Source organism: Pseudomonas sp. LBUM1643, assembly GCF_059716215.1.
Map to the genome: position 1 here is coordinate 1411237 of NZ_CP166813.1, position 26179 is coordinate 1437415.

A 26179-nucleotide genomic window follows, 5' to 3' on the forward strand; every position below is an offset into this window, starting at 1 on the left:
TTGATAATAAAACGGGAGCTTGCCCCATGGCTGAAATCCTTTCGCTGCACGACGCGGTGAAGCAATTCGTAAATGACGGCGATACCGTCGCGCTCGAAGGCTTCACTCATCTGATTCCTACGGCGGCGGGTCACGAGATCATTCGCCAGGGCAAGAAAGATCTGACGCTGGTGCGAATGACGCCTGACTTGATCTATGACCAGTTGATCGGTGCCGGGTGTGCGCGCAAGTTGATTTTCTCCTGGGGCGGCAATCCGGGTGTCGGTTCGTTGCACCGGCTGCGCGATGCGGTCGAGAAGCAATGGCCTCACGCACTGGAGATTGAAGAACACAGCCACGCCGATCTGGCCAATGCCTACGTCGCCGGCGCTTCGGGCCTGCCTTTCGCAGTGCTTCGCGCGTATGCCGGCTCCGACCTGCCGAAGGTCAACCCGCTGATCAAAACCGTCACTTGCCCCTTCACCGGTGAAGTGCTGGCCGCGGTGCCTTCGGTACGCCCTGACATCACCGTGATTCATGCGCAGAAAGCCGACCGCAAGGGCAACGTGTTGCTCTGGGGCATTCTCGGCGTGCAGAAAGAAGCCGCGTTGGCCGCCAAGCGTTGCATCGTCACCGTCGAAGAAATCGTCGATGACCTTAATGCGCCGATGAACGCCTGTGTGTTGCCGACCTGGGCGTTGAGCGCGGTCTGCCATGTACCTGGCGGGGCGCACCCGTCCTACGCCCACGGCTACAACGAGCGTGACAATCGTTTCTATCAGGCGTGGGACCCGATTGCCCGCGACCGTGAAACCTTCACTGCGTGGATTAACGAGTACATCCATGGCTGCGCTGACTTCAGCGAGTTCCAGGCCAAGCTGGCCGCTGCTTCGGAGGCGAAGTAATGACTTACACCACCAATGAAATGATGACCGTCGCCGCCGCTCGCCGCCTGAAAAACGGTTCGGTGTGCTTCGTCGGCATCGGCCTGCCATCGAAAGCGGCCAACCTGGCACGCCTGACGTCTTCGCCTGACGTCGTCCTTATCTATGAGTCGGGTCCGATTGGCGCCAAGCCGAGCGTATTGCCGCTGTCGATTGGTGATGGCGAACTGGCGGAAACGGCCGACACCGTCGTCCCGACCGGTGAGATTTTTCGCTACTGGCTGCAGGGTGGTCGTATTGACGTCGGCTTCCTCGGCGCTGCGCAAGTCGATCGCTTTGGCAACATCAACACCACGGTCGTTGGCGATTACCACGCGCCGAAAGTCCGCCTGCCGGGTGCCGGCGGTGCTCCAGAAATCGCTGGTTCCGCCAAAAGCGTGTTGATCATTCTCAAGCAATCGGCACGCTCTTTCGTCGACAAACTCGACTTCATTACCTCCGTCGGCCATGGCGAGGGTGGCGATTCGCGCAAGCGTCTGGGCCTGCCGGGCGCCGGCCCTGTCGGCATCATCACTGACCTGTGCATCATGGAGCCGGAAGCGGATACCCATGAATTTGTGGTCACCGCGCTGCACCCCGGCGTGACACGTGAGCAAGTCGTCGCGGCCACCGGTTGGGCGATTCGCTTCGCCGATACGGTAGAAAGCACGGCTGAGCCGACCGAGGTTGAACTCAAAGCACTCAGGGATCTGGAAGCCCGCACCGCCGCCGCCCACGGCCAAGCACCCGGAGAAGCCTGATGCGTGACGTTTATATCTGCGACGCGATTCGCACCCCCATCGGCCGGTTCGGCGGTGGTCTGTCCTCGGTCCGTGCCGACGACCTGGCCGCCGTGCCGATCAAGGCACTGATGGCGCGCAATCCATCGGTGGACTGGAGCGCGGTGGACGAGGTGTTCCTCGGCTGTGCCAACCAGGCCGGCGAAGACAATCGCAACGTCGCGCGCATGGCGCTACTGCTGGCAGGTCTTCCGGAGAGCATTCCGGGTGTGACCCTCAATCGTCTCTGCGCCTCCGGCATGGACGCCATCGGCACTGCCTTTCGCGCCATTGCCAGCGGCGAGATGGAGCTGGCGATTGCCGGCGGCGTCGAATCGATGTCCCGCGCGCCGTTCGTGATGGGCAAGGCTGACGCCGCGTTCTCGCGCAACATGAAGCTGGAAGACACCACCATTGGCTGGCGCTTCATCAATCCGTTGATGAAAGCGCAATACGGTGTCGATGCGATGCCGCAGACCGCTGACAACGTGGCTGACGACTACGAAGTGTCCCGCGAAGATCAGGACGCTTTCGCACTGCGCAGTCAGCAGCGGACAGCCGCCGCGCAAGCTGCAGGCTTTTTCGCTGAGGAAATCGTCGAAGTGCGCATCGCCCACAAGAAGGGTGAAACCGTTGTCAGCCAGGATGAGCATCCACGCGCCGACACCACCCTGGAAACCCTGGCGAAACTCAAACCGGTCAATGGTCCGGACAAAACCGTGACCGCCGGCAATGCGTCCGGGGTCAACGACGGTGCGGCGGCGCTGATTCTGGCGTCTGCCGAAGCCGTGAAGAAGCACGGGCTGACCGCTCGAGCCAAGGTGCTGGGCATGTCCAGCGCCGGTGTCGCGCCTAGGGTCATGGGCATCGGCCCTGTACCGGCGGTGCGCAAATTGACCGAGCGCCTCGGCCTGGCCGTCAGCGATTTCGACGTCATCGAACTCAACGAAGCGTTCGCCAGCCAGGGCTTGGCGGTGTTGCGTGAACTGGGTTTGGCGGACGACGCCGCTCAGGTCAACCCGAACGGTGGCGCGATTGCCTTGGGCCATCCCCTGGGCATGAGCGGCGCGCGACTGGTATTGACGGCGTTGCACCAGTTGGAGAAAACCGGTGGCAAGAAAGCACTGGCAACCATGTGTGTCGGTGTGGGCCAGGGTCTGGCCTTGGCAATCGAACGCGTCTGACGTGCAGCCGTGACTAACAAGAACAGAGGAAAGCGTAATGTCTGACAAGCCTGGTTACCGCCGCCCACAAGAGGGCACTCAGCCGGACTACCTGCACCCGGCCTATCAATCCACCAACCGTCGCTCGCCATCCAAGCCGTTGGTGTTTTTGCCGCATTCGCTGTCGGAAATCACCGGCCCGACCATCGGTGCCGAGCGTATCAAAGAGCAGGACAATGACCTGACCGCACAGCATTCAGGTGAGCCGCAGGGCGAACGCATCATCATTCATGGCCGTGTGCTGGACGAAAACGGATTGCCGGTGCCCGGAATTCTGGTGGAGATCTGGCAGGCCAACGCCGCAGGGCGCTACAACCATGCTCGCGACGTGCACGACGCACCGCTGGACCCGAACTTCACAGGTACCGGACGCACCGTGACCGACGCTGATGGCTGGTATCAGTTCCAGACCATCAAGCCTGGCGCCTACCCATGGGGCAACCACCACAACGCGTGGCGCCCGGCGCATATCCACTTTTCGCTGTTCGGGCCCAGCATCCTGACGCGCCTGGTCACCCAGATGTATTTTCCCGGCGACCCGCTGCTGGCCTATGACCCGATCTACAACTGCGTACCGGACACGAGTGCCAAAGAGCGCCTGATCGCCAGTTTCGACCTGGAAAAAACCATTCCTTCCTACGCCCTCGGTTATCGCTGGGACATCGTCTTGCGCGGCCGCGAAGCCACGCCGATGGAGAAATAAGATGACGCTGAACGCGACCACGTCCCACACCGTCGGACCGTACTACCACATCGGCCTGACCTGGCTGAACCGCGAAGACCTGACCGTCGAGCAAACCCTTGGCGAGCGCGTGGCGATCACCGGGCAAGTGGTGGACGGCAATGGCGATGTCGTTAACGACGCCATGCTGGAAGTGTGGCAGGCCAATGCGGCCGGCAAATATGCCCACCCTGAAGACGATCAAGAGAAACCGCTGGACCCGAACTTCGAAGGCTTTGGCCGTGTGCCGGTGGATGCAGAAGGGCGCTTCCGTTTCACCACCATCAAGCCCGGCGCGGTGGAAGGCTTGAAAGGCACGACCCAGGCGCCGCATTTGGTGGTGCTGGTGTTTGCTCGAGGGCTGGTGAAGCACTTGCTGACACGGATTTACTTTGATGGCGAGCCGGCCAATGTCGAAGATCCGTTACTGGAATGCGTTCCTGCGGATCGCCGCCAGACATTGATGGCCAAGCAGGATGCTTCAGGTGTTTATCAGTGGAATGTGATTTTGCAGGGCACCGACGCGGAGACGGTGTTTTTCGATTATTGAGATCAAAAGATCGCAGCCTGCGGCAGCTCCTACACTGGTACGGCGTGCTTTCTGTAGGAGCTGCCGCAGGCTGCGATCTTTTGATGTTTTGGTGCCGTGGAACGGGACTGTTGCGAAGTGTGTCTAGACTGTCACTGTCCCCAAAGAGTGAAAAACAATGACAACCCCCACCGCTACTCCAGCGCACTACACCGGTGAAGAGCGCAGCAAAAGGATCTTTGCGATCGTTGGCGCCTCGTCCGGCAACCTCGTCGAATGGTTCGACTTCTACGTCTACGCCTTTTGCGCGATCTATTTCGCCCCGGCCTTTTTCCCGTCCGATAACCCGACCGTGCAGTTGGTAAACACCGCTGGCGTGTTCGCGGCCGGGTTCCTGATGAGGCCGATTGGCGGCTGGATTTTCGGTCGTGTTGCAGATAAGCACGGGCGCAAGAATTCGATGCTGATTTCGATTCTGATGATGTGCTTTGGCTCGTTGCTGATCGCGTGCCTGCCGACCTATAAGGACATCGGCGTTTGGGCACCGATCATGTTGTTGTTCGCGCGTTTGCTCCAGGGCTTGTCCGTGGGCGGGGAGTACGGCACCACCGCGACCTACATGAGCGAAGTCGCGCTCAAGGGCCAGCGTGGTTTCTTCGCCTCGTTCCAGTACGTGACGCTGATTGGCGGGCAGTTGCTGGCGGTGTCGCTGGTGGTGGTCCTGCAACAGTTTCTCACCGAAGATGACCTGCGTGCCTACGGCTGGCGGATCCCGTTCGTGGTCGGCGCCGTGGCCGCGTTGATCTCGCTGTTCCTGCGTCGTTCGCTCAAGGAAACCTCAAGCAAGGAAATGCGCGAAAACAAAGACGCCGGCAGCATCCGCGCATTGTTTCGTGATCACAAAGCCGCGTTCATCACCGTGCTGGGTTACACCGCCGGTGGTTCGTTGATTTTCTACACCTTCACGACGTACATGCAGAAGTACCTGGTGAACACGGCCGGAATGCACGCCAAGACCGCCAGCTACATCATGACCGGCGCGCTGTTCCTCTATATGTGCATGCAACCGCTGTTCGGCATGCTCGCGGACAAGATTGGCCGACGTAGTTCGATGCTCTGGTTCGGTGCCCTGGGGACCCTGTTCACCGTGCCTATCCTCCTGAGCCTGAAAAGTGTCAGCAGTCCGTTCCTGGCCTTTGTCCTGATTACCGTGGCCTTGGCGATCGTCAGTTTTTACACCTCCATCAGCGGGCTGGTGAAAGCCGAAATGTTTCCGCCTGAAGTGCGTGCCCTGGGCGTCGGCCTGGCGTATGCGGTGGCGAATGCGATCTTCGGCGGGTCGGCAGAGTACGTCGCCCTGAGCCTTAAAGCCGTGGGCATGGAAAACTCGTTCTACTGGTACGTGACGGTGATGATGGCGGTGGCGTTCCTGTTCAGCTTGCGCCTGCCGAAACAGGCGAAATACCTGCACCACGACCTCTGATTTTTACGCGTGGGCCACGTCGGCCCACGCCCTCAGGAACTGTTTATGAACGAGCGACCGGGCAATCAATTGTTCGATGCCTATTTCACTGCCCGCGATATGCGTGAGGTGTTCTGCGATCAGGGCCGGGTTCAGGCCATGCTTGATTTCGAATCGGCGCTGGCCCGGGCTGAAGCTCGTGTCGGGTTAATCCCGCAGTCAGCGGTTGCCCCGATTGAAGCGGCGTGCCTGGCAGGTCTTTACGATTTTACGGTGCTCGGCGAGGCGATCGCCACGGCGGGCAATTCAGCGATTCCTTTGGTGAAAGTGCTGGGCAAACAGGTTGCGGCACAGGATGCCGAAGCCGAGCGTTATGTGCATCTGGGCGCGACGAGTCAGGACGTGATGGACACCGGCCTGGTGCTGCAGCTTCGTCGTGCGCTGGAATTGATCGAACATGATCTGGCGCAACTGGCGCAAACGCTGGCAACCCAAGCCCAGCGGTATGTCGCCACGCCACTGGCCGGTCGCACCTGGCTGCAACACGCGACACCGGTCACCCTGGGCATGAAAATCGCCGGTTGGCTGGGCGCGGTAACCCGTAGCCGTCAGCGCCTGCAAGAACTCAAACCGCGGTTGCTGGTGCTGCAATTTGGTGGCGCATCCGGAACCCTTGCCGCCCTCGGCGAACAGGCGATGCCGATTGCCCAGGCACTGGCCGATGAACTGCATCTGACGTTGCCCGAACAGCCCTGGCACACCCAGCGTGATCGTCTCGTGGAATTTGGTTCGGTGCTGGGATTGATCGCAGGCAGTCTCGGCAAGCTGGGGCGCGACATCAGCCTGTTGATGCAAACCGAGGCCGGCGAAGTGTTCGAGCCTTCTGCGCCGGGCAAGGGTGGTTCGTCGACCATGCCGCATAAGCGCAACCCGGTCGGCGCGGCGGTGCTGATTGGTGCAGCAACCCGGGTTCCCGGTTTGCTCTCGACCCTGTTCAGCGCCATGCCCCAGGAGCACGAGCGCAGCCTGGGCCTGTGGCATGCCGAGTGGGAAACGTTGCCGGAGATTTGCTGCCTGGTGTCGGGCAGTCTCAAGCAGGCGGTGCTGGTGGCGGACGGGCTGGAAGTCGATGCCGACCGCATGGCCCGTAACCTCAATCTGACCCAGGGGCTGGTACTCGCCGAAGCGGTCAGCATCGTCCTCGCCCAACGGGTCGGCCGCGACACTGCGCATCACTTGCTCGAGCAGTGCTGCAAGCGTGCCGTCGCCGAGCAGCGTCATTTGCGCGCGGTCCTGGGCGATGAGCCGCAAGTGACCGCCGAGCTTTCTGCAACTGAACTCGATCATCTGCTGAACCCGGCCCATTACCTCGGTCAGGCCCATACCTGGGTCGAACGAGCGGTGGCTGAACATGTTGCGTTTTCTGCCTGAAGGAGATTGCTGTGGCTTTCGTACAACTCGCCGATGGCGAACTGCATTACCAACTCGATGGACCGGTCGATGCGCCGGTGCTGGTGCTGTCCAACTCGCTGGGCACTGACCTGCACATGTGGGATGCACAAATTCCGGCGTTCACCGAGCATTTCCGTGTGCTGCGTTTCGATACCCGTGGTCACGGCCAGTCACTGGTGACCCCAGGGCCTTACACCATCGAACAACTGGGTCACGACGTGCTGGCACTGCTGGATGCGTTGCACATCGAGCGTGCGCATTTCTGTGGTTTGTCCATGGGCGGGTTGATTGGCCAGTGGCTGGGGATCAACGCCGGTCATCGTCTGCTCAAGCTGGTGGTGTGCAATACCGCGGCGAAAATTGGCGATCCGTCGATCTGGAATCCGCGCATCGAAATGGTGTTGCGTGATGGCAAGGCGGCCATGGTCGCGCTGCGCGATGCATCGATTGCGCGCTGGTTCACGCCGGACTTTGCCGAGGCCAATCCGGCGGTGGCCAGCAGAATCACCGACATGCTGGCGGCCACGTCACCTGAAGGTTACGCGGCCAATTGCGCGGCTGTACGCGATGCCGATTTCCGTGAGCAGTTGTCGTCGATCAAGGTCCCGCTGCTGGTGATTGCCGGCACTGAAGACGCGGTCACGCCACCGGCCGGTGGGCACTTCATTCAACAGCATGTGCTCGGCGCCGAGTATGCGCAGTTCTACGCGGCGCACCTGTCCAACGTTCAGGCCGGCGCTGCGTTCAGCGGGCAGGTCGTGGCGTTTTTGTCAGCAGATTAAGGGGATGGTTGTGGACGAGAAACAACGTTACGACGAGGGCCTGAAGGTCCGTCGTGCGGTACTGGGCGACGCCCATGTCGACCGCAGCCTGAACGCCCTGACCGAGTTCAACTCGGAGTTTCAGGAAATGATCACCCGCCACGCCTGGGGTGACATCTGGACCCGTCCGGGCCTGCCGCGTCACACCCGCAGCCTGATCACCATCGCCATGCTGATCGGCATGAACCGCAACGAAGAACTGAAGCTGCACCTGCGTGCCGCCGCCAACAACGGCGTGACCCGTGGCGAGATCAAGGAAGTGATCATGCAGAGCGCGATCTACTGCGGTATCCCGGCGGCAAATGCGACGTTCCATTTGGCGGAATCGGTGTGGGACGAGTTGGGGGTTGAATCGCGGGAGTGATCATCGGGATTTTTTGTGGAATGAACTGACGCCATCGCGAGCAGGCTCGCTCCCACAGGGGATCTCCAGTGAACGCGAAATTTTCTATCACACCGGAGCAATGTGGGAGCGAGCCTGCTCGCGATAGCGGTCTGCCAGGCGCATTAAATATCGACTGACACAGCCTCTTCGCGAGCAAGCCTTGCTCCTACAGGTTTACAACAGGCTGATCGGGTAGCTGACGATCACGCGGTTCTCATCAAACTCGTTGTCGCTGTAGTCCCGGCGCATGGTCGAGTTGCGCCATTTCACGTTTAAATCCTTCAATGCGCCGCTTTGTACGGTGTAGCCCAATTCGCTTTCGCGCCCCCATTCCTTGCCGTCGGTCACTGTGCCGGTGTGCACGTTGTCGCCGCTGATGTAGCGATTCATCAGGGTCAGGCCGGGAACGCCGAGGGCAACGAAGTTGTAGTCATGGCGCAGTTGCCAGGATTTTTCCTGGGCGTTGTCGTAGCTGGCGTTGTAGCTGTCGTTGGCCAACGTACCGCCGCTGGTGCCGTTGACGCGCATCCAGGCGCTGTCGCCGGTCAGCTTCTGCACACCGACGTAGAAGGTGTTGCCTCCGTATTTGGCCGAGAACAGGCCAGACCAGGTCTTGTTATCCAGATCGCCGGCCCGGGCGCTCCCGTCTTCCTTGCCGTAAAAGAACCCCAGATTGGCGCCCAAGGTCCAGTCACCGAAGGGCTGGCTGTGGATCAGGTTGACGAATTGCTGGCTGTAGATGTCCTTGAGTTCGGCGTTCCACAGCGCGATCTGGGTGCGCTTCTCGTTGAAAACGTACTCGCCGCCCTGGAAGTTGAAGCGGTCGGAAGTGAAGCCCGCTTTGCCGGTCATCGACATGTCGCTCATGCTGCTGTCATCTCGCGGGCTGTTGGCGCGGAACTGGCCACCATAAAGCGTCAGTCCGTTGATTTCCTTCGAGGTGATCTGGCCCCCACGGAAGGTTTGCGGCAGGGAGCGCCCGTCGTCCGAACGCAGGATCGGCAGCACCGGCATCCATTCGCCGACCTTCACTTCGGTCTGAGACAGTTTTGCCTTGAACGCGACATTGGTGCGACCGAAATTGTCTGCCGGACGACCATCATGGTCCAGCGGCAACAACTGCGTTCCACCGGTGCCCTTGCCTCCGTCGAGCTTCACCGAGTACAGCCCCAGCACATCCATACCAAACCCGATCGTGCCCTGGGTGAAACCGGATTTCGCGTCGAGGATGAAACTCTGCGTCCACTCCTCAGCCTTGCCCTGGGCCTTGGTCGGGTTGGTGAAGTTGCGATTGATGTAGAAGTTGCGCAGGTTCAGGTTGACCTTGGCGTCTTCGACAAAACCTGCATCTTCAGCCTGGGCTGGAAGGGCCGCGCTGGCCAGGGCGACGACAATCAGACTGGGAACGAAGTACTGCGCGGAGGAAGGCGTCATGGGCTCGGGTCTCTCTAATTCTTGGGGATGAAACGGGTAATGCCGCGACCTTTGGGGTTGCAGACAACCATCGGAAATCAGGACAAAAACGAACGGGATCAGCCGGACAGGGCAGGGCGCGGGGGCATGAAGTAGAACCTGATGTTATTTGTCTTGTGCGCAGAATGGTGCGGGGAATGTACTGGATGGTTCAATTCTTAAAAGCAGGTTTTGGGCGATTATCGAACGCAACATGGTTTTGGGTTTTTTTGTGTAGGGGCTGGCCTCATCGCTAGCAGGCTAGCTCCCACATTGAACTCCATTCTTTCTGCAGAAACCCGGTTCCGTGGGGGAGCCAGCCTGCTGGCGATGGGGTCATAAAGAACAGCACACCCTTCTTCCTGCAGAAACCCGGTTCCCTGTGGGAGCTAGCCTGCTGGCGATGGGCCATAACGAACAACACACCTTTTCCGTCGCCAACAAAAAGCCCACCAAGAGGTGGGCTTCAAGTTGACTCACAGCGCTATCAGAACAACTTCATCTTCGGCGCTTCTTCTTTCAACGGCTCGTTCCTGGCCGTCTGCTCATTCCAGCCACCGCCCAGTGCCTTGTACAGATTGACCGCATTGACCAGTTGCGCCAGACGGTCGGTGATCAATACCTGTTGGGCACTGAACAGCTGGCGCTGGGCATCGAGGAAGGTCAGGTTGCTGTCGACGCCAATGCGATAACGACGCTCGGCCAGACGGTAGTAGTCCTGGTTGGCGGTGACGAAATCACGCTGGGCCTTCAGTTGCTCGGTGTAGGTCTGGCGGGCGGCCAGGCCGTCAGCGACTTCCTGGAAGGCCGTTTGAATGGACTTCTCGTAGTTCGCCACGCCGATGTCTTTCTGGATTTTCGAGTAATCCAGGCTGGCGCGCAGGCTGCCGGCATTGAAGATCGGCAAATTGATTTGCGGCTGGAACAACCAGGTTCCCGACCCGCCCTTGAACAGACCCGAAAGGTCCGGGCTCAGGGAACCGGCGTTAGCGGTCAGGCTGATGCTCGGGAAGAACGCAGCCCGTGCAGCGCCGATGTTGGCGTTGGCAGCCTTGAGGTTGTACTCGGCTTGCAGGATGTCCGGACGACGTTGCAGCAAGTCCGACGGCAAGCCAGGCGGTACGTCGCTCAACAAGTCATCAGACAGCGGCTTGGCGGCTTGCAGGTTGGCCGGGATACCGGTACCGAGCAGCAGCACCAGGCTGTTTTCATCCTGAGCGACCTGACGGGTGTACTTCGCCAGTTGGGCACGGGCGTTTTCCACCGAGGTGCGCGACTGAGCGAGGTCCAGTGCCGAGGCTACACCCACTTCGTTACTGCGAGCGGTGAGCTTGTAGCTCTCCTGGAACGCGCCGAGGGTGTCCTGGGTCACCTTGAGCAGTTCTTTGTCCGCCTGCCAGGTCAGGTAGGCATTGGCCACGCTGCCCACAAGGCTGATCTGAGTGCTACGACGGCCTTCTTCGGTCGCGAAGTACTGCTGCAGGGCTTGTTCGCTCAGGCTGCGAACCCGACCGAACAGGTCGAGTTCATAGGCGCTGATGCCGACCGTGGCCGAGTACGAGCTGACAATGCCTGCTTCACCCGTTTGCGAAGCGTCCGCCGGAACACGCTGGCGGCTGCCGGTGCCATTGGCCGAAACGGCCGGGAACAGGTCCGCACGCTGAATGCGGTACTGCGCCGCGAAGGCATCGATATTCAGGGCTGCGACACGCAGGTCCCGGTTGTTTTCCAGAGCGACCTGGATCAGCTGTTGCAGTGCCGGATCATGGAAAAACTGCTTCCAGCCTTGTTCGGCAGCGGCCTGATTCGGCGCCTGGGCCGGCGAGTACGCCGGGCCCTGCGGGAATTCGCTCGGGACCGGTGCAGCGGGCTGCTGATAATCAGGTATCAGCGAGCAGCCACTGAGCACGAACGCGGCAACGGCTAGGGAGAGTAGCGACTTGCTCATTGGCCAGCCTCTTTAGGAGTTTCGATTGCGTCATCTTCATCGGTTTTTTTGCGCTGACCGATGGACGACACGGTGACGAAGAACAGGGGTACCCAGAAAATTGCCAGGACCGTGGCCGTGATCATACCGCCAATAACCCCGGTACCGATGGCGTGTTGGCTACCTGAACCTGCACCCGTGGAAATCGCCAGTGGAACCACACCCAGAACGAAGGCCAGGGAGGTCATGATGATCGGGCGCAAACGCATGCGGCAGGCTTCGATCGCGGCATCGCGCAGGCTCTTGCCCTGTTCATGCAGTTCCTTGGCGAATTCCACGATCAGGATGGCGTTTTTCGCCGCCAGACCGATGGTCGTCAACAGGCCCACCTGGAAGTAAACGTCGTTGGACAGGCCCCGCAGGCTGGTCGCTAGCAGCGCACCGATGATCCCCAATGGCACCACCAACATCACTGCGATCGGGATCGACCAGCTCTCATACAACGCCGCCAGGCACAGGAACACCATCAGCAGCGACAACGCGTACAACGCTGGAGCCTGGGAGCCGGACAGCCGTTCTTCATACGACAGGCCGGTCCAGGAAATACCGACACCCGCCGGCAGTTTCTTCGCCAGCGCTTCGACTTCAGCCATGGCTTCACCGGTGGAGTAGCCCGGAGCCGGAGAACCGAGGATTTCCATCGCTTCCACACCGTTGTAACGCGACAGCTTCGGAGCACCGTAGATCCACTGACCCTTGGCAAAAGCCGAGAAGGGCACCATGGTTCCTTCAGCGTTGCGTACGTACCACTTCTTGATGTCTTCCGGGCTCATCCGCGAGTTTGGCTGACCTTGCACGTACACCTTCTTCACGCGACCACGGTCGATGAAGTCGTTGACGTAGCTACTGCCCAAGGCAATCGAAAGGGTGCTGTTGATGTCGGTGAGGGTAATGCCCAGGGCACTGGCCTTTTCGTCATCGATTTCCAGTTGGTACTGCGGTTCGTCGTTCAGTCCGTTTGGACGTACCTGATAGAGCACTTTGCTCTGGGCCGCCATGCCAAGGAACTGGTTGCGCGCCTCCATCAGCTTCTCGTGACCGATACCGGCACGGTCTTGCAGGAACACGTCGAAACCGGTGGCGTTACCCAATTCAAGTACCGCTGGCGGTGCGAAGGCAAACACCATGGCATCGCGGAAGCTGAAGAAGTGTTGCTGGGCGCGGGCGGCGAGTTTGAACACGCTGTTTTCCGCATCCCTTTCGCCCCACGGCTTGAGCATGATGAACGCAAGGCCCGAGCTCTGGCCACGACCGGCAAAGTTGAAGCCGTTGACCGTGAACACCGAGGCGACTGCACTGGATTCTTTATCCAGCAGGTAGGAGCGCATCTCGTCGATCACCACCTGGGTCCGCTCGGCACTTGAGCCGGCCGGGGTCTGCACCTGGGCAAACAGTACACCTTGGTCCTCTTCCGGCAGGAACGCCGTCGGGATGCGGGTGAACAGCCAGATCATGCCGACCACGATGATCAGGTACGCCAGCAAGTACGGTGCCTTGTGCGTGAGCATGTTGCCCACGCCGCGTTCGTAGCTTTTCACGCCGCGATCGAAGCTGCGGTTGAACCAGCCGAAGAAGCCGCGTTTCGGGGTGCCGTGCTCGCCTTTCGGAATGGCCTTGAGCATGGTGGCGCACAGCGCCGGGGTGAAGATCAGGGCAACCAGCACCGACAAGGCCATGGCCGATACGATGGTGATCGAGAACTGTTTGTAGATCACGCCCGTGGAGCCGCTGAAGAACGCCATCGGCAGCAGTACCGCCGACAGAACCAGGGCAATACCGACCAGTGCACCCTGGATCTGCCCCATGGATTTCTTGGTGGCCTCCTTGGGTGAAAGGCCTTCTTCGCTCATGACCCGCTCGACGTTCTCCACCACGACGATGGCGTCATCCACCAGCAAGCCGATGGCGAGAACCATACCGAACATGGTCAGGGTGTTGATGCTGAAACCAAAGGCCGCAAGGATCCCGAACGTACCGAGCAATACAACCGGTACAGTCATCGTGGTGATGACGGTGGCGCGGAAGTTTTGCAGGAACAGGAACATCACCAGGAACACCAGCACGATCGCTTCGACCAGGGTTTCAACCACACCCTTGATCGACTCGGTCACGACTGGCGTCGTGTCGTACGGGAACACCACTTCCATGCCTTGCGGGAAGAACGGCTTGAGCGTGTCGATGGTGTTGCGCAGTGCTTTTGCGGTGTCGAGGGCGTTGGCACCGTTGGCCAGTTTTACCGCCAGACCGGAAGCCGGTGCGCCGTTGAACTGGGCATTGATGCTGTAGTTCTCACCGCCCAGGCCGACGTCAGCGACGTCCGACAGGCGCACTTGCGAACCGTCCTTGTTGACCTTGAGCAGGATCTTGTTGAACTGCTCGGCAGTCTGCAGGCGGGTCTTGCCGATGATGGTGGCGTTCAACTGCTGGCCAGGCGCCGCAGGCAGGCCGCCCAGTTGCCCGGAGGACACCTGGATGTTCTGTGCAGCAATGGCGGCTTTGACGTCCACCGGGGTCAGGTTGAAGTTGTTCAACTTGGCCGGGTCGAGCCAGACCCGCATCGCGTACTGCGAACCGAAGACCTGGAAGTCACCGACACCGGCGGTCCGGGAGATCGGGTCCTGCATGTTCGACACGATGTAGTTGGACAGGTCGTCCTTGGTCATGCTGCCGTCGCGCGACACCACGCCGATGACCAACAGGAAGTTTTTCACTGCCTTGGTCACGCGGATTCCCTGTTGCTGCACTTCTTGCGGCAGCAGCGGGGTGGCCAGGTTCAGTTTGTTCTGGACCTGAACCTGCGCGGTATCGGAGTTGGTGCCCTGCTCGAAGGTCGCGGTAATGGTCATGCTGCCGTCGGAGTTACTTTCCGAGGAGACATAACGCAGGTTATCGATACCGTTGAGCTGTTGCTCGATCACTTGCACCACGGTGTCCTGCACGGTTTGTGCAGAAGCGCCAGGGTACGTTACCTGGATCGCAATGGCCGGTGGCGCAATGCTCGGGTATTGATTGATCGGCAGTTTGAGGATCGATAGTGCCCCGACCAGCATGATCACCAGGGCAATTACCCAGGCGAAAATCGGACGGTCGATAAAAAATTTCGACATGGGTTACTCCCCTTTGCCGCTGGAAGCCTTATCAGCTGCCTGTGCGGGGACCGGGTTCTTGGTGCCTACGTTAGTCGCTTCAGTCGGCTTGACTTCAACGCCTGGTTTGACGAATTGCAGCCCTTCGGTGATCAGGCGATCGCCGGCCTTGAGGCCATCTTCGATCAACCATTGGCTACCCACCGTGCGACTGGCCTTGAGTTGGCGCAGCTCAACCTTGTTGTCCGGCCCGACGACCAGCGCGGTCGGCGTGCCTTTGAGGTCACGGGTCACGCCTTGTTGCGGAGCCAGAATGGCGGCGCTGTTCACACCAGCCTGCAGCTGTGCGTGCACGAACATACCCGGCAGCAGCGTGTGATCAGGGTTCGGGAATACCGCGCGCAGGGTGACGGAACCGGTGGTCTGGTCAACCGAGACTTCGGAGAACTCGAGTTTGCCTTCCAGCTTGTATTGGCTGCCGTCTTCGAGGGTCAGTTTGACGGCGGCGGCGGTGTCGCCCGCCTTTTGCAGGCGACCGCTTTCCAGCTCGCGGCGCAGCTCAAGCAACTCGACGGAAGACTGGGTCACGTCGACATAGATCGGATCGAGTTGCTGGATCACCGCCATGGCGTCGACCTGGCCACTGGTGACCAGGGCGCCTTCGGTCACGTTGGAGCGACCGATGCGACCGGACAGAGGTGCATACACTTTGGTGTAGCGAACATTAATCTGCGCGGTCTGCAGCGCCGCTTCGGATTGCATCCGGTTGGCGACGGCCGTGTCGTATTCCTGACGGCTCACGGCCTGCTCGTTGACCAGTAGCTTGTAACGGTCAGCGATCGACTTGGTTTGTTGCAGGTTGGCTTGGGCGCTTTTCAGCGTAGCTTCATAGACTGCCGGATCGATCTGATACAGCTGCTGGCCGGCCTTGACGTCGCCGCCTTCCTTGAACAGTCGCTTGAGAATGATGCCGTTGACCTGAGGGCGAACTTCGGCAATTCGGTACGCACTGGTGCGGCCCGGAAGCTCGGAAGTCAGGGTGAAAGCTTGCGGTTGCAGAGTCACGACGCCGACCTGAGGAGGTGGTGCGGCCGGTGGCGCCTCTTCCTTTTTACATCCGCTGAGTAGCGATGCGAGGGCGACGGCAGTGACCAGAGCGGTAACAGCTGGCTTGAATTGCATGAAAATCCTCGGGTCAGGCGCGCAAATTGCGCACAAGAAAATGTGGAAAGTAAAAAATGTGCGCTGAGTGGATAAGTAGCTTGCTAAGTAATATACTTACGTTCATGGTTGTTTGTAAATACCTTGGCTGTGTACTCATCCAGTTACAAATGCCGCCAGAAGGTTCGAATTGTAGGCCGTAGACGAGTCCCAAGAGCGCTCGCTGCATTTTTATTCAGCGGATATTCAGACACCGTTGAAGCATCCTGATTGAGGTTGTACTGCCATGGTCCGTCGTACCAAAGAGGAAGCCCAGGAAACGCGTAGCCAGATACTCGAAGCGGCAGAGAAAGCCTTTTTTGAGCGAGGCGTGGCGCGCACGACCCTGGCCGACATCGCAACCCTGGCCGGCGTCACGCGCGGGGCCATCTACTGGCATTTCAGCAATAAGGCCGATCTGGTGCAGGCCATGCTCGATACCTTGCATGAACCGCTGGATGAAATGGCCAAAGCCAGTGAAAGCGAGGACGAACTCGACCCGCTGGGCTGCATGCGCAAGCTGCTGATTCATTTGTTTCATCAAGTTGCTCTGGACCCGAAAACCCGACGCATCAATGAAATCCTGTTTCATAAATGCGAATTCACCGATGAAATGTGCGACCTGCGCCAGCAGCGCCAGGCCGCCAGCCTGGACTGCAACGTGCGGATCGGACTCGCCTTGCGTAATGCAGTGAATCGCGGGCAATTGCCGGAAAATCTCGACACCGCCCGTGCCGCCATCAGTCTGCATGCTTATATCGATGGCATCCTGTATCAGTGGCTGCTCACGCCGGACAGTTTTGAACTGCATATCGAAGCCGAGCGTTGGGCCGATACAGGGTTGGAAATGCTGCGCTTGAGTCCCAGCCTGCGCAAATGAAACAAAATGCGTAATTGCTGCTGGTTGTGTCAAGGCAGGGGCGGTAAAGATAAATTTCCGTACCTTGCGAAATTGGGGGCTTTTATATACGTGCGCTTGCCAAGTTGACAGGTCGAGTGCTACGTATTTTGTAGGGTTTTTGTATCGCGCACGTAAAACCGGGGTGCGGAACCCACTGATCTTCGTGGCGATTGCATCAACAAAGGTGAAAGCACAGGGCTCGTTACCCAATGTTGGCTGTCATGCAATAGGGGTAGGGGTAAACGCTACTTTTGCCCGTCAATTCCGAGAAAGTACACACCTGCGTTTGCCCGACGGAGTACGCGTCGTGTTCCCAGAAAAAATCGGTTGCCGGTGCCCGCGATCCAAGCCTTCTGCGCCAGCAATACAAAAAGGCCGTCCGTAAACGAAACGCCTGCCTGTAATTGGTGTAGACCGCTTGGGCGCTGAAGACGATTTTTTTATGTCGTAGTCGATGTTGATGTCTTGCGGCAATTGCGGGTTCCCCTTCAGCGTCAGTACGGTCCGACTGTCAGGCAGTAATTTGGAGGGGAATCCTTCGGTTGGCGGCTCGGCTGTAAGATCGTCGCGCCAGAAAATAGAGGGCGAACAATTGATAATGATCAGGGTCGCCGTCAGTGTATTTTTTCCTGTGGTATCCATGGAGTACTTCCTTGTACTGTTAAAACGCGTACGCGTTCTGTGTTTCATCTTCTGTAAGGCTGGAAGCCCGCTCTTTCGAAACGGGCTTGTGGTTGGCGAATGAAGTTTTTCTGGTTTGGCTCTATGGATTAATGTAACTCGGGCGGCCAGCAGCAGTGCTCATCGTCCAGCGCCTTCTTTACATTGCCAGTTTTTTTCTTGTGCAGATTTTCCTGGCCCTTGAGTGGATGCTTTTCGGAGGAAACGTCTGCCGGGACTTTAAAGTCATCGTTTTCCGCTGTCAGGCTGGCGTGCGGAAAATCCTTCGTGTTTTCGTTGCTCATATCAATTCCTTTTGAATAAGTAGTGAAGGGTTAGTATTTACACAACTGTGCAACGGTGTTGTGTACCGGGCTTTAACGGCTTCGGTAGACATAATAGACGACGTTGTTGTCGTCTAAGTCAAATCGTTTTGATGAGAGGGTTTTTCGATCTGTTCGGTATTTAAAGGCTGCCCATTTGTTGTCAGCCTCAAGGTTTACTCAATGGCTTAGCTATTGATTTTAATACCGTGGCTTTATTAATGGGGTGATCCAACGGTTGTAGCGGTAACGCTTTGCTGAGGGTTAACTGGGTGGATAATTATTCAATATAAAAAAGCCCCGTCTCTTTCGAGGCGAGGCTTTTTTGTGTTCTTGGCAATTTACATTATTGGATAATCGATATAACCAACGGGCCCCTTGGCATAGAACAGTTCCGGACGGGCCTCATTAAGTGGCGCATCCGCTTTCAGACGTGCTGGCAAATCCGGGTTGGCAATGAACGGAACACCGAATGCAACGGCGTCGGCCTTGCCGCTGGCCAACCAGGCGTTTGCGCTTTCCTTGGTGAAGCTTTCGTTGACGATGTAAGGACCGCCGAAGGCTTCTTTCAATTGTGGGCCCAGGCTGTCGGCGCCTTCTTTCTCGCGGGAGCAGATAAAGGCGATGCCGCGCTTGCCCAGTTCACGGGCGACGTAGGTGAAAGTCTCGGCGAGGTTGTCGTCACCCATGTCATGCAGGTCGGCGCGAGGTGACAGGTGCACGCCCACGCGGCCAGCGCCCCAAACTTCGATGGCCGCGTCGGTGACTTCCAGCAGCAGGCGAGCACGGTTTTCCAGGGAGCCACCGTAGTGGTCGGTGCGCTGGTTGGTGCTGCTTTGCAGGAACTGGTCGAGCAGGTAGCCGTTGGCGCCGTGAATTTCCACGCCGTCGAAACCAGCGGCCTTGGCGTTTTCGGCACCGGTGCGGTAGGCATCGACGATGTCGGCGATTTCAGCGGTTTCCAGAGCGCGCGGGGTCGGGTAATCAGCCATTGGGCGAACCAGGCTGACGTGGCCTTTGGGCTGGATCGCGCTCGGTGCGACTGGGGTTTCGCCGTTCAAATACATCTCATGGGAGATCCGGCCAACGTGCCACAGCTGCAGGAAAATTTTGCCACCGGCGCCGTGGATCGCTTTGGTTACATTGCTCCAGCCACGTACCTGATCGTTGGACCAGATGCCTGGTGTATCCGGGTAACCGACGCCTATTGGGGTAACCGAAGTGGCCTCGCTGAGGATCAGGCCAGCCGAGGCGCGCTGGACGTAGTATTCGGCCATCAGCGCGTTGGGTACTCGGCCTTCGTCGGCGCGGCAACGGGTCAGCGGGGCCATGATGATGCGGTTGGCCAACTCGATGTCGCCCAGTTTGATCGGATCGAAAATTGTCGTCATGAAATACAACCTCGTAAAAAATTAGTGGGTAGCAGGGGCCAGCTCGGCATTGCCGCTCTGACGGAAAGTAATCAGGGTCACCAGCAGGGCGAGTACTGCCAATGCGGCGGCCGCCAGTGGCACGCTGGTCAGGCCGAAACCGTTGGCGATGACGCTGCCACCGACCCAGGCGCCCAAGGCGTTGCCGACGTTGAATGCGCCGATGTTCAGGGTCGAGACCAGGTTTGGCGCTGCCTTGCCGAAGGTCACTACGTTGATTTGCAGCGCGGGCACGGCAGCGAACGAAGCGGTGGCCCAGAGGAACAAGGTGATTTCGGTCGGGATTACCGCAACGCTGGTCCAGGTCAATACAGTCGATATGACAGCCATCGAGATGAAGACACCGATCAAAGTGGCCGCCAGGCGTTTGTCGGCCAGTTTGCCGCCGATGATGTTGCCTACGGTCAGGCCCAGGCCGATCAGCAGCAGGGTCCAGGTCACGCCTTTTGGCGAGATGCCGGTGACGTCGCCGAGCAGCGGAGCGATGTAAGTGAAGAGGGTGAACATCGAGGCTGCGAACAATGCGGTCATGCTCAAGGACAGCCAGATGCCGGCGCCTTTGAGGGCGCGCAGCTCGGCGCGCATGTCGAGTTTCTCTTCATCGCGCTTGGCTGGCAGAAAGCGGATCAGACCGATCAAGGCGATGACCCCGATGACCGTGACGGCCCAGAAGGTCGAGCGCCAGCCGGCTTCCTGACCGAGTGCGGTGCCCAGAGGAACGCCCAGTACGTTGGCCAGCGTCAGGCCGGTGAACATCAACGCCACGGCCGACGCGCGCTTGTTGGCAGGCACTAGATTGGCCGCCACGACCGAACCGATGCCGAAGAATGCACCGTGGCAGAGGGCCGTCACCACACGGGCAAACATCAGTACGTTGTAGTCACTGGCCAATGCACACAGCAGATTGCCGATGATGAAAATGCCCATCAACGCCACCAGGGCGGCCTTGCGCGGTAATTTCGCGGTGGCCAGTGCCATGAACGGTGCACCGATGGCCACGCCGAGGGCGTAACCGGTCACCAGCCAGCCTGCGCTGGGGATCGAGACGCCGAGGTCCGCCGCCACATCAGGCAGCAGGCCCATGATGACGAACTCGGTGGTGCCGATGGCGAAGGCGCTCAAGGCCAGAATAAGGAGCGAGAGGGGCATCGTTGATTCCTTGTCGGCTTGCTGACGTTAAGGGTCAGAGCTCTTTGCTGAAGGTGCTGAGGAACGCCTGAATGGTTTCCTCGTTACGTTTGAAGAAGTGCCATTGGCCGACTTTTCGGCTGCTGATCAGGCCGGCGCGTTGCAGGACCGCCAGGTGGGCAGATACGGTAGATTGCGACAAGCCGCACCGTTGATCGATCTGACCGGCGCAGACGCCATGCTCGTTGCTGTGGGACTGGTCGGGAAATTCGACGGTAGGGTCTTTGAGCCAGTGCAGGATTTCTCGCCGTACTGGGTGTGCCAGGGCTTTTATTATTTCGTCGAGATTGAGGGTCATGGTGTGGGCTCGTGATGAGTAAAACGCTATATCGCGATGAGGCGAACTTTAAATCGCTATTTCGCGATACACAAATATGATTTTGGTCTGAAGACCGCATAATTCGCTATATCGGGTTATAACGATACGTTGGGTGTAACGACACAAGTGCGCAGTGCTAAGCTGCTCGTCATGAATTATCTCGCACATCTGCATCTCGGTGGCCAGCGCCCCGGTCAATTGCTCGGCAGCCTGTATGGCGATTTCGTCAAAGGTCGGCTGCAAGGGCAGTTTGAGCCCGAGGTTGAAGCGGCTATCCAGCTGCATCGCAGCATCGACGTTTATACCGATCGCCATCCTTTGGTGGATGTCTCGTTGTCGCGGTTTTCCGTGACACGCAGGCGCTACGCCGGGATCGTCCTCGACGTGTTTTTCGACCATTGCCTGGCGCGGGACTGGACGCTGTATGCCGACCGACCGCTGACGCAATTCACCTCCAATGTGTATCGCGTGCTGTCCGCCGAGTCACAATTGCCGGAGCGACTGGCAAAAATTGCCCCGCACATGATGGCGCACGACTGGTTGGGTTCTTACCGGGAATTTGATGTGCTGGAGCAGGTGTTGCGAGGGATCTCGCGCCGGTTGACCCGGCCCGAGGAGCTGGCGGGGGCGATGCAGGAGTTGCGGGTGTTGTATGAGCCGTTGAGCGAAGATTTCCGCTTGTTTTATCCGCAGCTGCAGGATTTTGCGCGTAATTATCCTTCAACATAAACCTACTGTAAAAGCTAACGCCACACGCTACCTGTGGCGAGGGAGCTTGCTCCCGCTGGGCTGCGCAGCAGTCCCCTGCTTCTCAGGTAAAAGAGGGGGGGCGCTTCGCGACCCAGCGGGAGCAAGCTCCCTCGCCACGGTTTTTGTTGTCCAGTGGGTATGGGGTCAGGCGGCGATTAGCTCGCCCGCACGACGCGGTTCTGCCGGTTTCATCACTTCACCAAACAACGCCTTCTGCACCGCCTGCTGCGCTTCAAACGCCAGCGCTGCGCGTTCCCGTCCTTCGCAGGCGATCGGCTTGAGCAAATGAATCTCCACATCTCCCCGATCATTGGCAAACAAGCGCATCAGGTGCGAGAGCAAATCATCATCACCAATGAACGGCGCCAAGGTGTCGAGTTCGCCATCGCGCAAATACCGGATCGCTAGCGGTTGCAGCTTCACTTCGGAATCAATCGCCGCTGACAGCAAGCGACCATGGAAGGTGCGCAACGAACGGCCATCGGTGGTGGTGCCTTCCGGAAACATCAGCAGCGGATGCGCGTGCTGCAAGTGTCGGGTCATCTGTTTGCGGATCAATTGGCTGTCGCCCGATCCACGACGGATAAACAGGCTCCCGGCCTTCGCCGCCAACCAGCCTGCCACCGGCCAGGTGCGCACTTCGGCTTTGGACAGGAACGACATCGGCGTGAGCATTCCCAGCAGCGGAATATCGGTCCAGGAAACGTGGTTGCTGACCCACAGCATCGGTGCTTCAGGCAGTTCGCCGTGGACGGTCACGCGAAAGGGCAGGGCATTGCTCAGTCGTGCCATGAAAAACCGCGACCAGCGTTGCCGGCGGACCATCGAATGAGCGATCCCCAGCCGCTCGAACAGACCGAACACGCCGGCCATGGTCAAGCCCAGTGTCACCACGATCAGCACTCGCGCAATCCGCGCGTACACCCGCAAACGACTCATCACATGGCCGCCTTGAAGTGCTTGGCATAACGCGGGCACAGCTCATCGCGCTTGAGCAGGATAAACACGTCGGCGACCTGGAAATCTTCATCCCAGCACGGTTCGCCGCAGATCTTCGCGCCCAGGCGCATGTAGGCCTTGAGCAGTGGTGGCATTTCGGCGATGACGTTGGACGGGAGGTCCAGAACCGGCAGCGGTTTCTTCGGCTCGGCCCGCAAGTGTTCGGTGCACAGGTAACGCTCGCGCAGGCGCTGCATGATGGCGTGGGCCTGAATGCCACCGTCCTGCATCGGGATGCTGGCGCAGCCCATCAGGTAGCTGTAACCGCCCTGATTCAGCACTTCGGCCAATTCACCCCAGAGTACGGCGATGGTGCCGCCGTTGCGGTAGGCCGGGTCGACGCAAGTGCGACCGATTTCCAGAATCGGTCCCTGCAAGTGAACCAGGCCGTGCAGGCTGAATTCTTCTTCGCTGTAGAACTTGCCCAGGCTGCTGGCGGCCTGGTGATCGAGCAACCGCGTGGTCGCCACCAGACGTCCGGTATTCAGATCGCGCACGCCGATGTGAGCGCAGTGAACGTCGTAGTCATCCATGTCCAGACCCCGCTCGGCGCCCTTCAACTTGGCGTTGAATTCGCCGCTGAAGACGTTGAAGCGCAAAGCCTGGGCTTCCAGCAACGCCTCGGCGCCTACCAGGCGTTCGGCATGCAGTCGGCGTTCGTTGCCGGTGTCGCGGATACGGGCGATCTGAGTCATTGCGAATCTCCGTGCGGGCTGGGCACCCGTCTTGGGTGGCAGTCGATCGACTTTCTTTATGCAGCCGTGTTGTGCAAAGTCAGGCTATGTAGCCCCGGTGTCATCGCCATTAAGCTTTGGTGATGCTTATATGACAGCCCATGAGGAACCTCCCATGCCCTGGCAAAACCTGTTGAACCGTCGTGACCGCGTGCCCGCCAATCCGGACCTGGCGGAAGGTTTCGCGACCTTGTTGCATCAGCTGGGTGCCGTCACGCCGTTTGAATTGGCAGTGGCGGGCGGTCGGTTGATGGCGACACCGGGATTGGCGTTTCTGGTGGGCTATCAAGCAGCGTTACGCATGCTCTGGCCGAGCGCGCCGCTGAGCCTGGGTGCGTTTTGCGCGACCGAGCAGCGCAGACTTCGGGCGGCAGACATGCAGACTCGATTGACCGACTTGCGCGTGAGCGGGCGCAAGGATTTCGTCACCGCAGGCGATGCCGCTGACTGGCTGTTGATCGCCGCGCGCAGCGAGCAACCTGGCGACGAACCGCGCTTGAGTCTGGCGGTGGTCTATCCCGGTGAGCCAGGTGTGCGCCTGGAAAAACTCCCGGCAATCGCGTTGATGCCGGACATCAGTCATGGCCGGCTATTTCTCGATAACGCCCAGTGCGAATTGCTGGCGGGGGATGGCTGGGACGCCTACGTCAAACCCTTCCGCACCCTGGAGGATGTCTACGTGCTGAGTGCCATGACGGCATGGCTGTTGGGTGTTGGGCAAGACAGTGACTGGCCGCAAACGCTGCAACTGCGTTTGCTGGCGCAACTGGCCGGGTGCGCGGAAGTCAGCCGCCAGGCACCGAACAACACCGCCGGGCATGTGTTGCTGGGCGGGTTGTTTGCGCAGTTCGACGGGCTCAAGACTGAGGTGCATCAGGCCCTGAAAGGTGGTCCGCAGCACTGGGCGGCGATGTGGCAGAGGGATCAGGCGGTGATGGACTTGGCGGCGGGGGCTCGGGAGAGGCGGTTGGCCAAAGCCCTGAACACCGCCCTGTAGGAGCTGCCGCAGGCTGCGATCTTTTGATCTTGATTGTTTGAAGTTCAAGATCAAAAGATCGCAGCCTGCGGCAGCTCCTACAAGGACCGAGTGAATGTCATGAAGCTCGACTAGGCTCTCCAGGCCTTCCTGTCGAGCCCCTAATTATGTTCAAAGGCTTGTTCCTGTTTTTCATATTCTTGTTTAGCTTCTCGGCCCACGCAGAAAACTGGCCCGCCGAGCAATGGTCGACCGGCCCGACCATCACCGGCCCGGCACTTCAAGCCTTGGAGGCCTACGCCTTCCCATCGCGCGATGACGTCACTCGAAAAGGTATCCGCACCGACGCCTTGCTGGTGATCCGCGACGGTCAATTGATCTACGAGCGCTACGCTGCGCCGACTACCGCCGAGACCCCGCACCTGACCTGGTCCATCAGCAAAAGCCTGATGGCCACGGTCTTTGGTGTGGCCTATGGCGAGGGCCTGTTCCGGCTCCAGGACCCGGCGCTGAAATTCTATCCCGCGCTGAACAAGCACCCGGACCTGACCCTGGCCGACCTGCTGCACTGGGCTTCAGGCCTGGACTGGCAGGAAGACTATGAATATGCGCCGCTGAAGTCTTCGGTGGTGGCGATGCTCTATACACGTGGTCACGCTGACATGGCCGCGTTCACCGCCAACCATGACCCGTATGCCAGACCCGGTCAGGCGTTTCGTTACTCCAGCGGCGACAGCAACCTGTTGTCTGCCGCACTGAAAAACATCGTCAGTCCGGCACGCTACCCGGACTATCCATGGACAGCCTTGTTCGAGCCGCTTGGCATTCGTCACGCCGTGTGGGAAACCGATGCTGCCGGCACCTTCGTCGCCTCCTCCTATGCCTATCTCACGGCTCGGGACCTGGCGCGAGTGGGCCTGTTGATGGCCCGCAACGGTCGTTGGGGCGAGCGGCAACTGCTGCCCAAGGACTGGGTCGCCTTCAACCGCGAACCATTCGCCCGCTATCACGCCCATCAGGACGAGGCTGTGCCCGGTGGTCATTGGTGGCTCAATCGCGGGGTGGAGGGCGCCGCACAACCCTGGCCCGATGCACCCGCCGATACCTTCGCCGCACTGGGCCATTGGGGCCAGGCGATGTACGTGATTCCCAGTGAAAACCTAGTGATCGTGCGTTACGGCGATGATCGTGATGGCAGTTATCAACACAACGAATTGCTCAAGCTCGCGCTCAAGGCCTTTGCCGAGAAGGTGCAGCCATGAACAACTTCATTCGCCGCCGACCATTCAGCGCGTTCTTTCTGGTCCTGCTGCTCGCCTTGCTCGGCTGGATCTGGCAGGAGCGTGTAGCGCTGTGGGCGTTCCCGGACATCATCAGCGCTTACACCGCCAAGGAATATTGCTCGTGCCGCTACGTTATCAACAACGACGCCGAGTATTGCCACAGTTATGTGAAGCAGTGGCTGCCCACCAGTGGCTTTATCGATGACACCGCCAGGAAGCGCGTGACCATCAGCGGCATGGGGCGCAGCAACAGTGCGGCGTGGATCAGCGACCGCCAAGGTTGCCAACTCAACCCCTGAACACCGCCATCTCTGTAGCAGCTGGCGAAGCCTGCGTTCGGCGGCGAAGCCGTCGCCAATCCGGCCACATAGGTCTACCTGAAACTCCGCAGCGCCTGGTTTTACGACGGCTTCGCCGCCGAACGCAGGCTTCGCCAGCTGCTACAGGGTTGCTGCGCCAGGTGTGACACAGGGGTTTTGCTAATCAGGTTCCACGCAGTGGAACCACATTCGATTGTCCTCACGCGCGACTCGCGGTTATCTGGCGGTGAGCGCGACCTGCCTTGATGTGTCGCGAAATTGCAGCGAACAAAAAGAACGGGAATACACCCGGCCCGA

The 26179-nt window shown here is 59.4% G+C and carries 25 protein-coding genes; 14 read left to right on the plus strand and 11 right to left on the minus strand.

What is annotated here, in order from left to right:
- Positions 1–26: 26 nt before the first annotated feature.
- From ACA063_RS06270 to pcaC, 9 genes are all read left to right on the plus strand, one after another.
- Positions 27–884 (plus strand): CoA transferase subunit A, encoded by an 858-nt coding sequence (locus tag ACA063_RS06270; protein ID WP_074874180.1) that lies wholly within the window; start codon positions 27–29, stop codon positions 882–884.
- On the plus strand, positions 884–1663 hold the full coding sequence (locus tag ACA063_RS06275; protein WP_497665170.1) for a CoA-transferase subunit beta: 780 nt from the start codon (positions 884–886) through the stop codon (positions 1661–1663). The genes ACA063_RS06270 and ACA063_RS06275 overlap by 1 nt, the downstream gene beginning before the upstream one ends.
- Positions 1660–2865, plus strand: coding sequence for a 3-oxoadipyl-CoA thiolase (pcaF, locus tag ACA063_RS06280; RefSeq protein WP_497666479.1), 1206 nt, complete (start codon positions 1660–1662; stop codon positions 2863–2865). Before ACA063_RS06275 ends, pcaF begins: the two co-directional genes overlap by 4 nt.
- Positions 2866–2902: 37 nt before the next feature.
- Positions 2903–3607, plus strand: coding sequence for a protocatechuate 3,4-dioxygenase subunit beta (gene pcaH, locus ACA063_RS06285; protein ID WP_497665171.1), 705 nt, complete (start codon positions 2903–2905; stop codon positions 3605–3607).
- A gap of 1 nt (position 3608) precedes the next feature.
- Positions 3609–4175 carry a protocatechuate 3,4-dioxygenase subunit alpha gene (gene pcaG / locus ACA063_RS06290; protein WP_497665172.1) on the plus strand — a complete coding sequence of 189 codons (567 nt, stop codon included), beginning with the start codon at positions 3609–3611 and terminating at the stop codon, positions 4173–4175.
- A 157-nt stretch (positions 4176–4332) separates the two neighbouring features.
- A complete protein-coding gene (locus ACA063_RS06295; RefSeq protein WP_497665173.1) occupies positions 4333–5637 on the plus strand; it encodes an MFS family transporter in 1305 nt (434 codons plus the stop codon).
- Between the two features lie 45 nt (positions 5638–5682).
- Positions 5683–7047: a 3-carboxy-cis,cis-muconate cycloisomerase gene (locus ACA063_RS06300; RefSeq protein ID WP_497665174.1), complete on the plus strand. Its 1365-nt coding sequence runs from the start codon at positions 5683–5685 to the stop codon at positions 7045–7047.
- Positions 7048–7058: 11 nt separating this feature from the next.
- Positions 7059–7850, plus strand: coding sequence for a 3-oxoadipate enol-lactonase (gene pcaD / locus ACA063_RS06305; RefSeq protein ID WP_497665175.1), 792 nt, complete (start codon positions 7059–7061; stop codon positions 7848–7850).
- Between the two features lie 10 nt (positions 7851–7860).
- Positions 7861–8253 carry a 4-carboxymuconolactone decarboxylase gene (gene pcaC / locus ACA063_RS06310; protein WP_008147336.1) on the plus strand — a complete coding sequence of 131 codons (393 nt, stop codon included), beginning with the start codon at positions 7861–7863 and terminating at the stop codon, positions 8251–8253.
- A gap of 195 nt (positions 8254–8448) precedes the next feature.
- Here pcaC and ACA063_RS06315 read toward each other — a convergent pair whose 3' ends face one another.
- The 4 genes from ACA063_RS06315 to ACA063_RS06330 all read right to left on the minus strand — a co-directional run bounded on the left by ACA063_RS06315 (position 8449) and on the right by ACA063_RS06330 (position 15981).
- A complete protein-coding gene (locus tag ACA063_RS06315; protein ID WP_497665176.1) occupies positions 8449–9708 on the minus strand; it encodes an OprD family porin in 1260 nt (419 codons plus the stop codon).
- 505 nt (positions 9709–10213) lie between these two features.
- On the minus strand, positions 10214–11674 hold the full coding sequence (gene emhC / locus ACA063_RS06320) for an efflux RND transporter outer membrane subunit EmhC (protein WP_497665177.1): 1461 nt from the start codon (positions 11672–11674) through the stop codon (positions 10214–10216).
- The gene (gene emhB / locus ACA063_RS06325; protein WP_497665178.1) at positions 11671–14820 is read right to left on the minus strand and encodes an efflux RND transporter permease subunit EmhB; all 3150 of its coding nucleotides are present in this window, start codon (positions 14818–14820) and stop codon (positions 11671–11673) included. The genes emhC and emhB overlap by 4 nt, the downstream gene beginning before the upstream one ends.
- A 3-nt stretch (positions 14821–14823) precedes the next feature.
- On the minus strand, positions 14824–15981 hold the full coding sequence (locus ACA063_RS06330; protein WP_497665179.1) for an efflux RND transporter periplasmic adaptor subunit: 1158 nt from the start codon (positions 15979–15981) through the stop codon (positions 14824–14826).
- 265 nt (positions 15982–16246) lie between these two features.
- On the opposite strand from ACA063_RS06330, the gene emhR reads away from it, so the two are divergent.
- Complete coding sequence (emhR, locus tag ACA063_RS06335) at positions 16247–16879, plus strand: efflux system transcriptional repressor EmhR (protein WP_497665180.1); 633 nt, start codon at positions 16247–16249, stop codon at positions 16877–16879.
- A gap of 279 nt (positions 16880–17158) precedes the next feature.
- Here the strand turns inward: emhR and ACA063_RS06340 are convergent, their stop codons facing one another.
- From ACA063_RS06340 to ACA063_RS06360, 5 genes are all read right to left on the minus strand, one after another.
- Positions 17159–17542, minus strand: coding sequence for a hypothetical protein (locus ACA063_RS06340; protein ID WP_497665181.1), 384 nt, complete (start codon positions 17540–17542; stop codon positions 17159–17161).
- A 128-nt stretch (positions 17543–17670) separates the two neighbouring features.
- Entirely contained in the window at positions 17671–17865 is a 195-nt protein-coding gene (locus tag ACA063_RS06345) for a hypothetical protein (RefSeq protein ID WP_497665182.1), read from the minus strand.
- Between the two features lie 359 nt (positions 17866–18224).
- Entirely contained in the window at positions 18225–19274 is a 1050-nt protein-coding gene (locus tag ACA063_RS06350) for an alkene reductase (RefSeq protein WP_497665183.1), read from the minus strand.
- Between the two features lie 21 nt (positions 19275–19295).
- Positions 19296–20462, minus strand: coding sequence for an MFS transporter (locus ACA063_RS06355; RefSeq protein ID WP_497665184.1), 1167 nt, complete (start codon positions 20460–20462; stop codon positions 19296–19298).
- A 34-nt stretch (positions 20463–20496) separates the two neighbouring features.
- Positions 20497–20799 (minus strand): ArsR/SmtB family transcription factor, encoded by a 303-nt coding sequence (locus ACA063_RS06360; RefSeq protein WP_497665185.1) that lies wholly within the window; start codon positions 20797–20799, stop codon positions 20497–20499.
- 171 nt (positions 20800–20970) lie between these two features.
- Between ACA063_RS06360 and ACA063_RS06365 the strand changes: the two genes are divergently transcribed.
- Positions 20971–21549 (plus strand): acyl carrier protein phosphodiesterase, encoded by a 579-nt coding sequence (locus ACA063_RS06365; RefSeq protein WP_497665186.1) that lies wholly within the window; start codon positions 20971–20973, stop codon positions 21547–21549.
- Between the two features lie 165 nt (positions 21550–21714).
- On the opposite strand, the gene ACA063_RS06370 is transcribed toward ACA063_RS06365, so the two are convergent.
- Both ACA063_RS06370 and olsB read right to left on the minus strand, forming a co-directional pair.
- Positions 21715–22509: a lysophospholipid acyltransferase family protein gene (locus ACA063_RS06370; protein WP_497665187.1), complete on the minus strand. Its 795-nt coding sequence runs from the start codon at positions 22507–22509 to the stop codon at positions 21715–21717.
- A complete protein-coding gene (olsB, locus tag ACA063_RS06375) occupies positions 22509–23264 on the minus strand; it encodes an L-ornithine N(alpha)-acyltransferase (RefSeq protein ID WP_497665188.1) in 756 nt (251 codons plus the stop codon). The genes ACA063_RS06370 and olsB overlap by 1 nt, the downstream gene beginning before the upstream one ends.
- Positions 23265–23418: 154 nt before the next feature.
- Between olsB and ACA063_RS06380 the strand changes: the two genes are divergently transcribed.
- From ACA063_RS06380 to ACA063_RS06390, 3 genes are all read left to right on the plus strand, one after another.
- Entirely contained in the window at positions 23419–24300 is an 882-nt protein-coding gene (locus ACA063_RS06380) for an acyl-CoA dehydrogenase middle domain-containing protein (RefSeq protein WP_497665189.1), read from the plus strand.
- Positions 24301–24446: 146 nt separating this feature from the next.
- Complete coding sequence (locus tag ACA063_RS06385) at positions 24447–25541, plus strand: serine hydrolase domain-containing protein (RefSeq protein WP_497665190.1); 1095 nt, start codon at positions 24447–24449, stop codon at positions 25539–25541.
- Positions 25538–25861: an amidase gene (locus ACA063_RS06390; RefSeq protein WP_497665191.1), complete on the plus strand. Its 324-nt coding sequence runs from the start codon at positions 25538–25540 to the stop codon at positions 25859–25861. Before ACA063_RS06385 ends, ACA063_RS06390 begins: the two co-directional genes overlap by 4 nt.
- The last annotated feature ends 318 nt before the right edge of the window (positions 25862–26179 follow it).

Excerpts from the sequence above, each read along its gene's own strand:
- ACA063_RS06270 (WP_074874180.1), top strand. The coding sequence starts at position 27 with ATGGCTGAAATCCTTTCGCTGCACGACGCGGTGAAGCAATTCGTAAAT.
- ACA063_RS06275 (WP_497665170.1), top strand. The coding sequence starts at position 884 with ATGACTTACACCACCAATGAAATGATGACCGTCGCCGCCGCTCGCCGC.
- pcaH (WP_497665171.1), top strand. The coding sequence starts at position 2,903 with ATGTCTGACAAGCCTGGTTACCGCCGCCCACAAGAGGGCACTCAGCCG.
- pcaG (WP_497665172.1), top strand. The coding sequence starts at position 3,609 with ATGACGCTGAACGCGACCACGTCCCACACCGTCGGACCGTACTACCAC.
- ACA063_RS06295 (WP_497665173.1), top strand. The coding sequence starts at position 4,333 with ATGACAACCCCCACCGCTACTCCAGCGCACTACACCGGTGAAGAGCGC.
- ACA063_RS06300 (WP_497665174.1), top strand. The coding sequence starts at position 5,683 with ATGAACGAGCGACCGGGCAATCAATTGTTCGATGCCTATTTCACTGCC.
- ACA063_RS06315 (WP_497665176.1), bottom strand. The coding sequence starts at position 9,708 with ATGACGCCTTCCTCCGCGCAGTACTTCGTTCCCAGTCTGATTGTCGTC.
- emhC (WP_497665177.1), bottom strand. The coding sequence starts at position 11,674 with ATGAGCAAGTCGCTACTCTCCCTAGCCGTTGCCGCGTTCGTGCTCAGT.
- emhB (WP_497665178.1), bottom strand. The coding sequence starts at position 14,820 with ATGTCGAAATTTTTTATCGACCGTCCGATTTTCGCCTGGGTAATTGCC.
- ACA063_RS06330 (WP_497665179.1), bottom strand. The coding sequence starts at position 15,981 with ATGCAATTCAAGCCAGCTGTTACCGCTCTGGTCACTGCCGTCGCCCTC.
- emhR (WP_497665180.1), top strand. The coding sequence starts at position 16,247 with ATGGTCCGTCGTACCAAAGAGGAAGCCCAGGAAACGCGTAGCCAGATA.
- ACA063_RS06340 (WP_497665181.1), bottom strand. The coding sequence starts at position 17,542 with ATGGATACCACAGGAAAAAATACACTGACGGCGACCCTGATCATTATC.
- ACA063_RS06345 (WP_497665182.1), bottom strand. The coding sequence starts at position 17,865 with ATGAGCAACGAAAACACGAAGGATTTTCCGCACGCCAGCCTGACAGCG.
- ACA063_RS06350 (WP_497665183.1), bottom strand. The coding sequence starts at position 19,274 with ATGACGACAATTTTCGATCCGATCAAACTGGGCGACATCGAGTTGGCC.
- ACA063_RS06355 (WP_497665184.1), bottom strand. The coding sequence starts at position 20,462 with ATGCCCCTCTCGCTCCTTATTCTGGCCTTGAGCGCCTTCGCCATCGGC.
- ACA063_RS06360 (WP_497665185.1), bottom strand. The coding sequence starts at position 20,799 with ATGACCCTCAATCTCGACGAAATAATAAAAGCCCTGGCACACCCAGTA.
- ACA063_RS06365 (WP_497665186.1), top strand. The coding sequence starts at position 20,971 with ATGAATTATCTCGCACATCTGCATCTCGGTGGCCAGCGCCCCGGTCAA.
- ACA063_RS06370 (WP_497665187.1), bottom strand. The coding sequence starts at position 22,509 with ATGAGTCGTTTGCGGGTGTACGCGCGGATTGCGCGAGTGCTGATCGTG.
- olsB (WP_497665188.1), bottom strand. The coding sequence starts at position 23,264 with ATGACTCAGATCGCCCGTATCCGCGACACCGGCAACGAACGCCGACTG.
- ACA063_RS06380 (WP_497665189.1), top strand. The coding sequence starts at position 23,419 with ATGCCCTGGCAAAACCTGTTGAACCGTCGTGACCGCGTGCCCGCCAAT.
- ACA063_RS06385 (WP_497665190.1), top strand. The coding sequence starts at position 24,447 with ATGTTCAAAGGCTTGTTCCTGTTTTTCATATTCTTGTTTAGCTTCTCG.
- ACA063_RS06390 (WP_497665191.1), top strand. The coding sequence starts at position 25,538 with ATGAACAACTTCATTCGCCGCCGACCATTCAGCGCGTTCTTTCTGGTC.